Genomic DNA, 9029 nt, shown 5'->3' on the forward strand with positions numbered 1-9029 from the left:
GTTGTAAACAGGCAATAAAAGTAACATTTGCAGTAGAGCTCTTTGATACACAAAACAGTAATAAAAAACAAAATAAAAAACCATGGAAGAAGGTAATGTTCAATGTTTAACAAAGTTTTGATAGGGTTAAGGAGTCATCCAGAATTAATAATTCTTGGATTAATGGTGATGATTATCGCCATGCTCATAATTCCATTGCCCACTTACTTAATCGATTTTTTGATTGGGCTGAACTTAACATTGGCAATACTTGTGTTTTTAGGATCATTCTATGTTGATAGGATCTTAAGTTTTTCTTCATTCCCATCAATTCTCCTCATCACAACGTTATTTCGTTTGGCGCTGGCGATCAGTACCAGTCGACTTATACTTCTTGAGGCGGACGCCGGAGAAATTATAACGAGTTTTGGTGAATTCGTTATTGGAGATAGCCTGGTAGTTGGTTTTGTTATTTTCTCCATTGTTACTATTGTTCAGTTTATCGTGATTACTAAAGGTTCGGAACGTGTGGCTGAAGTTGCTGCCCGCTTTTCGCTTGACGGTATGCCAGGTAAACAAATGAGTATTGACGCCGATCTACGCGCCGGGATCATTGATGCAGATTTAGCAAAAGAACGTCGTAGCGTATTAGAACGAGAGAGTCAGCTGTATGGTTCCTTTGATGGTGCGATGAAATTTATCAAAGGTGATGCTATTGCAAACATCATTATTATCTTTGTTAATATTATCGGTGGGCTATCAGTAGGAGTAGGCCAAAATGGAATGGATTTCTCGACAGCGTTGACCGTCTACACAATTCTTACCGTCGGGGATGGTCTTGTTTCTCAAATTCCAGCTTTATTAATTGCTATTAGCGCAGGGTTTATCGTAACGCGCGTGAATGGCGATAGTGATAATATGGGGCAGAATATAATGTCCCAGTTATTAAGTAATTCTTTTGTCATTATTGTGACATGTGTCCTCGCGCTAAGTATTGGGTTGCTTCCAGGTTTTCCCCTTCTTGTGTTTTTATGTTTGGCAGTAATCTTAGGAATTTATTTTTACTTTAAATTCAAAAAGAAAGGGGGTGAAGAAACGGTTGTTGAGGGAGATATCACCGTTGGGTTGGAACCCTATAATCAGGATGATGATATTTCATTAGGTATTATTAATAAACTTGATCAGGTTATTACCGAAACGGTACCCTTGGTTTTGATTATGAATAGTGTACAGGCTAAAAAATACACTGAAATCAATCTTGCTGATAGGATTCGTAGTCAGTTTTTTATTGAGTATGGTATCCGTATTCCCGGTATTGTCATTCGCGAGGGGGAAGGCCTTAATGATGAAGATGTCATATTAATGCTAAATGAAGTCAGAGCCTCGCAATTTAAAATTTATCATGATCTTGTCTTGTTGGTTGAATATTCAGATGAAGTGGTTTCGACTTTGATCAAGAAACCTGTCATCGTAAATAGTAATGGTGAACAATATTATTGGGTTACAAAAAGTGATGCCCAAAAATTAACAAAAATTGGCTGTTATACTCGCACGGCCATGGATGAAATGTACAATCATTTATCTGTATGTCTGGCTCATAATATTAATGAGTATTTTGGTATACAAGAAACCAAATATATTCTTGATCAATTAGAGATGAAGTATCCTGATCTATTAAAAGAAATATTAAGATATATAACCGTGCAGCGCATTTCAGAGGTAATTCAGCGTCTGATCCAGGAGCGAATTTCAGTGCGCAATATGCGTTTAGTTATGGAGGCTTTAGCATTATGGAGCCCACGCGAGAAAGATATAATCACACTCGTCGAGCATGTACGAGGTGCATTAGGTCGCTACATTTGCCATAAGTTTTCATATTCTGGAGAAATTAAAGCAATTGTGATTTCGCCTGAAATAGAGGACAGAATCAGAGATGGTGTCAGGCCTACCGCTGGCGGTACTTTTCTTAATCTCGATGCATCCGAAGCTGAGATGATTCTGGATAATTTTAAACTGGCACTTTCTGGAATCAATATTCCAATTAAAGACATTATTTTACTGGGATCTGTGGATATTCGTCGTTTTATCAAAAAACTTATTGAATCTAGTTATCGAGACCTCGAAGTACTTTCGTACGGGGAACTAACGGAAAATGTTCCCGTTAATATTCTGAAAACTATTTAGGATAATGTCTTGCGATATGGAGCATGCTGGTATGAAAAAATTAAAACTATTAAATAAATACAGCTACTTACATAGCATAAACGGCTCGCTGATTGAAGCAGAGCTTGACGACGTTTCAGTGGGCGAAGTATGCGAAATTTATGCGAGCTGGCAAGCAAATGAACGTATAGCCAGGGCTCAGGTCGTTGGCTTTCGCAATGGAAAGACATTATTAAACCTTATAGGCAGCTCTGTGGGGCTTACACGTACTGCAGTATTGAAACCAACGGGAGAGCAGTTAACCATACAGATCAGTGATACCTTTCTTGGTTCAGTTTTGAATGCTTCTGGTCAAATTATGGAAAGGTTTGTCCCGGTCACTCCAGGGGATAGGGGAAATTTACGCCTGATTGATGAACTGCCACCGTCGTATCAGGAACGTCGAGTTATTAATACACCACTAGAGACACGGATAAGAGTCATTGATGGCGTACTGACATGTGGCATTGGTCAACGTGTTGGGATTTTCGCATCGGCTGGCTGTGGCAAAACGGTTTTAATGCATATGCTTGTAAACAACACTGAAGCTGATGTGTTTGTTATTGGCTTGATTGGCGAACGTGGAAGGGAAGTTACGGAATGCGCGGAATCGCTGAAAAAATCAGTAAATGCAGCAAAATGTGTTTTGGTTTATGCCACCTCTGATTTTTCGTCAGTAGATCGGTGTAATGCCGCCCTGATGGCGACAACCGTGGCAGAGTATTTTAGAGATCGAGGAAAGAGAGTTGTACTTTTTATCGACTCAATGACGCGCTATGCACGAGCATTACGCGATATGAAGCTGGCAGCGGGTGAACCACCTGCCAGACGTGGTTATCCTGCTTCTGTTTTTGACAGTTTACCTCGCTTACTGGAGAGGCCGGGACCAACACTAAAAGGAAGTATTACTGCCTTTTATACCGTATTACTGGAGGGGGAGGATGAATCAGACCCCCTGGGGGATGAAATTCGCTCAATCCTTGATGGCCATATCTATCTAAGTCGCAAACTCGCTGGGCAAGGTCATTATCCGGCAATAGATGTTCTAAAAAGTGTGAGTCGAGTATTTGGTCAGGTCACTGATGAAAAACACAGAGATAATGCTGCACGGGTAAGGAAGATCCTCACAACTTTGGAAGATCTACAGGTGTTTATTGATTTAGGGGAATATCGCGCTGGGCAAAATGCTGAAAATGATTTTGCTATGAATGCCCGGCCTAAACTCACAAATTGGTTAAAACAGTCAGTTAATGAAAAAATGCCAATGAGTGAAACGCTAAAAGAGCTTGAACGAATTGTTAAGTAAAGTTAATCGACTTATCAGAAGAACAGCGCAGAGCCTGGCTGCATGTGAAGCATCATTACAAAAGTTAAATGCAGAAAAAGAAAAGTTAGTCGAAAAGGAACGCCTGTATGATATGCAACTTAAAAACCTACAGTCACTGTTAGATATGAAGGAGTTACTCGGCGAAGTAGTATTTCGCCAGGATATATTTTACTCGTTACGTAAAGTTGCAGTCATTCAGCAGCAGATCGCTGAGATAAATCTTGAAAAGCAAAAAATAGCAGAGCGGCGAAAAATACTTAACAAGGAAATAGTTCAACAGCAAGCACAAAGAAAACACTGGTGGCTAAAAGGAGAAAAGTACGATCGACTAAAGAAGCGCATCAAAAAACAACTTTTAAATCAGATGCTTTATCAAGACGAGCTTGAACAGGAGGAAAAATATAATGGACGAAGTCAAGAAAATTGAATACGGTAAAATTTTAAACACAGACACACCCGATAATTCTGCTTCGGATTTAGACCGTTTCTTAAAGAAAAACAAAAAAAATAAAGAAATGAGTGAGATTGTTGCTGGAACCATTCTCCAGTTATTACGTCAGACTCAGGATAGCCAATTTTCTACGTTGGGGAAAAAGAATGGGCAAATGAAGTCTATTGACAACAAATCGTCTCTCCAGGTTGACAGGAATCCATCTCTTTCTTTGCAAACAAATGGAACAGAGCAATTTTCTACAAAGAAAATTCTCAATATGACTTCTCGAGGTCAGGGTATTAGTTCTGAACTATCTGATAACACGATAAAAATTAAGGAAAAAATCCATAATGGTAGCCATACAGAGTTCATCACAGATCAAAAAAACAGTAATAATAAAGATCGTGAAAAAAAATACCGCGATGGAGACAAAATAAATGGACCGCAGGCCCATTTATTAGACATTACTAACGAAAGAAGGTTTGCTGATAACAAAACCATGTTTACTCAACATATCGAAAAACAAAGGAATGTTAATACGCTCAATCAGAATGATATAAATAATTCTGTTAATAGTGCCAATGTACCAGAAAATGAATTGACATATCAGTTTCAGCGTTGGGGACAAAATCATACAGTCCGGATTCTGGAAAGTAGTGAAGGGATACGACTAAAACCATCTGACGCACTTGTCTCCGACAGACTCCATGAAGCCCAACACAATGATGTTACAGCACAACGTTGGGTATTGACTGAGCAAGATGAACGACAAGGACAACGACATCAGCCTCATGATGAGCAAGAAAATGAAGGTAAATTCGAAAACGATCAGAAGGACGAAAGTTAATGTTCGGTCTGAGAAAAGTAAATGGAAACACTCATTCCTTTGAAACCACTTTTCAAAACTGGAAAGAAAATGGTGAAGATGTTGCGTTATTAATGCCCGAATTTAGTGCTAAATGGCTACCGATAGCGGAAGAGAGTGGCAGCTGGTCTGGATGGGTGTTGCTTCGAGAAATATTTCCCTTAATTTCTGCCGAGCTCGCTGGGATGGCTTTAATGCCAGAAACGGAAAGGTTAATAGGGGAATGGCTCAGTTTATCCAGTTCCCCGTTAAATCTAAATTATCCTGAACTAAAATATAATCGTTTGTGCGTAGGTAAAGTATTTGATGGAGTATTGAGTCCAGCTCAACCACTGATAAGAATATGGACAGGGGATTTGAATCTTTGGTTAGATAAAGTCACAGTCTGCCAATACGAAAACGCTCCAACGTTAGACAAAAAATCATTATATTGGCCCATTCATTTTGTAATTGGATTTAGTAAAACATGTTATAGAACTATTGTTGATATTGAAGTTGGTGATGTTTTATTAATCTCAAATAATTTGGCTTATGCGGTTATTTATAATACAAAGATTTGTGATCTGATTTATCCAGAGGAGTTAAAAATGGCTGATCATTTTGAGTACGAGGAAGATTTTGAAACAGATGACTTTGATATCAAAAAAAGCGAAATCGAGATTAATGATGAAAATGACTATCAGCAGATTAATAGTTTTGAAGACTTGCCTGTAAAAATTGAGTTTGTTCTTGGAAAGAAAATAATGAATCTATATGAAATAGACGATCTCTGTGCAAAAAGAATTATATCTTTGCTTCCTGAAGCTGAGAAAAATATAGAGATACGTGTAAATGGCGCGCTAACTGGCTATGGCGAACTTGTTGAAGTGGATGATAAATTGGGCGTAGAAATTCATTCTTGGTTATCAGGGTATAATAATGTCAAATAGTATTTCGCTGATAGCGATATTATCATTATTTACACTATTACCGTTTATAATAGCATCCGGGACATGTTTTATTAAATTCTCGATTGTTTTTGTTATTGTCCGAAACGCACTGGGACTTCAGCAAGTGCCATCAAATATGACACTTAATGGGGTAGCTTTGCTATTGTCAATGTTCGTAATGATGCCGGTTGGGAAGGAAATATATAATAACAGTCAGAATGAGAATCTTTCATTCAATAATGTAGCGTCGGTTGTTAATTTTGTTGAGACAGGCATGAGTGGTTATAAATCATATTTGATAAAATATTCTGAACCGGAGTTGGTTAGCTTTTTTGAAAAGATTCAGAAGGTGAATAGTTCTGAAGACAATGAAGAGATAGTCGATGATGAGAATATTTCAATTTTCTCGTTACTCCCGGCATATGCGTTGAGTGAGATAAAAAGTGCATTTATTATAGGTTTCTATATCTATTTACCCTTTGTTGTAGTTGATCTGGTTATATCCAGCGTTCTGTTAACGTTAGGTATGATGATGATGAGTCCGGTAACCATATCTACACCAATAAAATTAATTCTGTTTGTCGCGATGGACGGTTGGACAATGTTATCGAAAGGACTCATTTTACAATATTTTGACCTATCCATTAATCCCTGAGGAAAAAATATGGACGACATTGTTTTTGCGGGGAATAGGGCGCTGTATCTGATTTTAGTTATGTCTGCAGGACCTATTGCAGTTGCGACATTTGTTGGTTTATTGGTAGGGCTTTTTCAAACGGTAACACAGTTGCAAGAACAGACTTTGCCATTTGGCGTCAAATTATTGTGCGTAAGTATTTGCTTTTTTTTAATGAGCGGATGGTATGGTGAAAAATTATATTCGTTTGGTATCGAAATGCTTAATTTAGCATTCGCGAGAGGATAGCATGGGGGAGGCGATACTCTATCAGTTGCATAGTCTGCTGGCTGCTACAGCGCTCGGTTTTTGCCGATTGGCACCAACTTTCTATTTGTTACCATTTTTCGCCAGTGGGAATATACCAACAGTAGTCCGCCATCCAATAATAATAGTGGTATCATGTGCATTAGTTCAGCATTACCACTATGAATTATCTACCCTAAATGAAATAGATATCGCTTTGTTTGCTGCCAGAGAAATTATCATAGGGTTGTTTATTGCTTGCTTATTAGCATCCCCATTTTGGATTTTCCTTGCTATAGGCAGCTTTATCGATAACCAACGTGGTGCAACGTTAAGTAGTACTTTGGATCCGGCTACAGGTGTCGATACATCGGAATTAGCAAGATTATTTAACCTTTTCTCTGCAGCAGTTTATCTTACTAACGGTGGATTGAACTTTATTCTGGAGACTCTATGGCAAAGTTATAACTTATGGCCTTCAGGAAATTTTAATTTTCCTAAATTAGAGCCTTTATTCTCATATATTAATAATATAATGACTCATACTATCGTTTACGCAAGCCCCGTGATTGCGGTTATGCTGGGCGGTGAAGCTGTCCTGGGATTGCTGGCACGCTATGCTTCACAACTAAATGCTTTTGCCATCTCACTGACTGTCAAAAGTGCGCTGGCATTTTTAATATTAATTATTTATTTTGGCCCAATACTGGCTGAACGAGTTATGCCGTTATCCTTTTTCCCAGAACAATTGCAATTATACATTGATAAATAGAGTGTTTCATGGCAAATAAAACTGAAAAGCCAACACAAAAGAAACTCCAGGATGCTTCTAAAAAAGGGCAAATTCTAAAAAGTAGAGACTTAACAGTCTCTGTAATAATGCTTGTGGGTACTTTATATCTCGGATATGTATTTGATGTGCATCATATTATGTCGATTCTTGAATACATCCTTGATCATAACGCTAAACCGGATATTTGGGACTATTTTAAAGCTATGGGGATAGGTTGGTTGAAAACGATCATTCCTTTTTTGCTGGTTTGCATGTTTACAACAATACTTGTCTCATGGTTTCAAAGTAAAATGCAATTAGCAACTGAAGCTATTAAGTTTAAGTTTGATTCATTAAATCCAGTAAATGGCTTAAAACGTATATTTGGCTTAAAAACCGTAAAAGAATTTGTCAAAGCAATACTTTATATTATTTTTTTTGCATTGGCGATCAAAGTATTTTGGAGTAACCATAAATCACTGCTTTTTAAAACTCTTGATGGAGATATCATATCTTTATTATCAGATTGGGGAGAGATGCTATTCCTTCTCATACTATATTGTCTCGGCAGTATGATAATTGTTCTAATATTTGATTTTATCGCTGAGTATTTTTTATTTATGAAAGATATGAAAATGGATAAACAAGAAGTTAAAAGAGAATACAAGGAACAAGAAGGAAATCCAGAAATTAAGTCTAAACGCAGAGAACGCCATCAAGAAATTCTGTCAGAGCAATTGAAATCTGATGTCAGTAATAGCCGTCTGATGATTGCCAACCCTACGCACATTGCCATAGGGATATACTTTAAGCCACATCTGTCACCTATACCATTGATTTCTGTAAGAGAAACTAATGAGGTCGCATTAGCCGTAAGGAAATATGCAAAAGAAATCGGAATACCAATTATTACAGATAAAAAATTAGCACGAAAAATTTATGCTACCCATCGTCGCTACGATTATGTTAGCTTCGAAAATATAGATGAGATCTTGCGTCTTCTGCTGTGGCTTGAAGATGTGGAGAATGCTGGACAACCTATTCCAGATGAACTGCTCCCCTCAGAAGATAAATTCAAAGAAGGTGAAGACACAAAAAGTGAGAATAAAGACAATAATTAAAAAAATTAAACATCTATCATAGTCGGAAATTTATAAGAATCTACACGCAAAAAGCGTGTAGATTCTTATTTAATGTGTTAAACGATCTTGCGAAATGACAAGCAATTGATACATACTCATCTCTTTATAAGCTGGAACAGTCGTAACCTGTGCAAATTCGCGATATAGTTTCTGCTCTAGTTCTGCTGATGATATATATTCCGGGTGTTCGCTAAAGAACAGTCTTGCATCTACTATCGCTTGAGATTCGCCACTTCTTCTATTCTGAGTATCCTTTAATGAATTTTCTCTGGTGCATGCAGAGAGCAACGATATCAGCGCGACAGTTATTATGATTTTACTATTATATCTTACTAATGACATATCAACTTTCTCTTATGCAAGATTGGAGTTTAAAATAATGTTTATCCCATTCACAGAGTGCTATAAACAACTCAACAGTACCTTTTATGTTAAGTTTATTTAGGGCTCTTATTTTG

The 9029-nt window shown here is 37.5% G+C and carries 9 protein-coding genes and 4 pseudogenes; 11 read left to right on the forward strand and 2 right to left on the reverse strand.

Features of this window, described 5'->3' with window-relative positions:
• The 11 genes and pseudogenes from HEN33_RS26520 to HEN33_RS23110 all read left to right on the forward strand — a co-directional run.
• A pseudogene (locus HEN33_RS26520) lies at positions 1–110 on the forward strand (hypothetical protein); the annotation flags it as partial.
• Positions 103–2163, forward strand: a complete 2061-nt coding sequence (locus HEN33_RS23070) for an EscV/YscV/HrcV family type III secretion system export apparatus protein (protein WP_097115529.1) — start codon at positions 103–105, stop codon at positions 2161–2163. The pseudogene HEN33_RS26520 and the gene HEN33_RS23070, both read left to right, overlap by 8 nt.
• A gap of 31 nt (positions 2164–2194) precedes the next feature.
• Positions 2195–3487: a type III secretion system ATPase SctN gene (gene sctN / locus HEN33_RS23075; protein ID WP_176262703.1), complete on the forward strand. Its 1293-nt coding sequence runs from the start codon at positions 2195–2197 to the stop codon at positions 3485–3487.
• Positions 3477–3935 (forward strand): type III secretion protein, encoded by a 459-nt coding sequence (locus HEN33_RS23080; protein WP_001305819.1) that lies wholly within the window; start codon positions 3477–3479, stop codon positions 3933–3935. Before sctN ends, HEN33_RS23080 begins: the two co-directional genes overlap by 11 nt.
• Positions 3913–4143, forward strand: a pseudogene (locus HEN33_RS26525) (type III secretion protein); the annotation flags it as partial. The gene HEN33_RS23080 and the pseudogene HEN33_RS26525, both read left to right, overlap by 23 nt.
• 297 nt (positions 4144–4440) lie before the next feature.
• Positions 4441–4788 (forward strand): SpaN/EivJ family type III secretion system needle length determinant, encoded by a 348-nt coding sequence (locus HEN33_RS26530; protein WP_235841544.1) that lies wholly within the window; start codon positions 4441–4443, stop codon positions 4786–4788.
• Positions 4748–5735 (forward strand): annotated as a pseudogene (locus tag HEN33_RS23090) (YscQ/HrcQ family type III secretion apparatus protein). The gene HEN33_RS26530 and the pseudogene HEN33_RS23090 overlap by 41 nt, the downstream one beginning before the upstream one ends.
• Positions 5725–6390: an EscR/YscR/HrcR family type III secretion system export apparatus protein gene (locus HEN33_RS23095; protein ID WP_088542182.1), complete on the forward strand. Its 666-nt coding sequence runs from the start codon at positions 5725–5727 to the stop codon at positions 6388–6390. The pseudogene HEN33_RS23090 and the gene HEN33_RS23095 overlap by 11 nt, the downstream one beginning before the upstream one ends.
• Before the next feature lie 9 nt (positions 6391–6399).
• Positions 6400–6660: an EscS/YscS/HrcS family type III secretion system export apparatus protein gene (locus HEN33_RS23100; RefSeq protein WP_000341004.1), complete on the forward strand. Its 261-nt coding sequence runs from the start codon at positions 6400–6402 to the stop codon at positions 6658–6660.
• 1 nt (position 6661) lies between these two features.
• Positions 6662–7429, forward strand: a complete 768-nt coding sequence (gene sctT, locus HEN33_RS23105; protein WP_000503296.1) for a type III secretion system export apparatus subunit SctT — start codon at positions 6662–6664, stop codon at positions 7427–7429.
• 8 nt (positions 7430–7437) lie between these two features.
• On the forward strand, positions 7438–8550 hold the full coding sequence (locus HEN33_RS23110; RefSeq protein ID WP_001284723.1) for an EscU/YscU/HrcU family type III secretion system export apparatus switch protein: 1113 nt from the start codon (positions 7438–7440) through the stop codon (positions 8548–8550).
• A gap of 69 nt (positions 8551–8619) precedes the next feature.
• Here the strand turns inward: HEN33_RS23110 and HEN33_RS23115 are convergent, their stop codons facing one another.
• Both HEN33_RS23115 and HEN33_RS23120 read right to left on the reverse strand, forming a co-directional pair.
• The gene (locus HEN33_RS23115; RefSeq protein WP_176262597.1) at positions 8620–8913 is read right to left on the reverse strand and encodes an invasion protein; all 294 of its coding nucleotides are present in this window, start codon (positions 8911–8913) and stop codon (positions 8620–8622) included.
• Position 8914: 1 nt separating this feature from the next.
• Positions 8915–9029, reverse strand: a pseudogene (locus HEN33_RS23120) (LuxR family transcriptional regulator); the annotation flags it as partial.

The sequence above is a fragment of the Escherichia sp. 94.0001 genome (genome assembly GCF_013369155.2).
GTDB lineage: Bacteria > Pseudomonadota > Gammaproteobacteria > Enterobacterales > Enterobacteriaceae > Escherichia > Escherichia coli_F.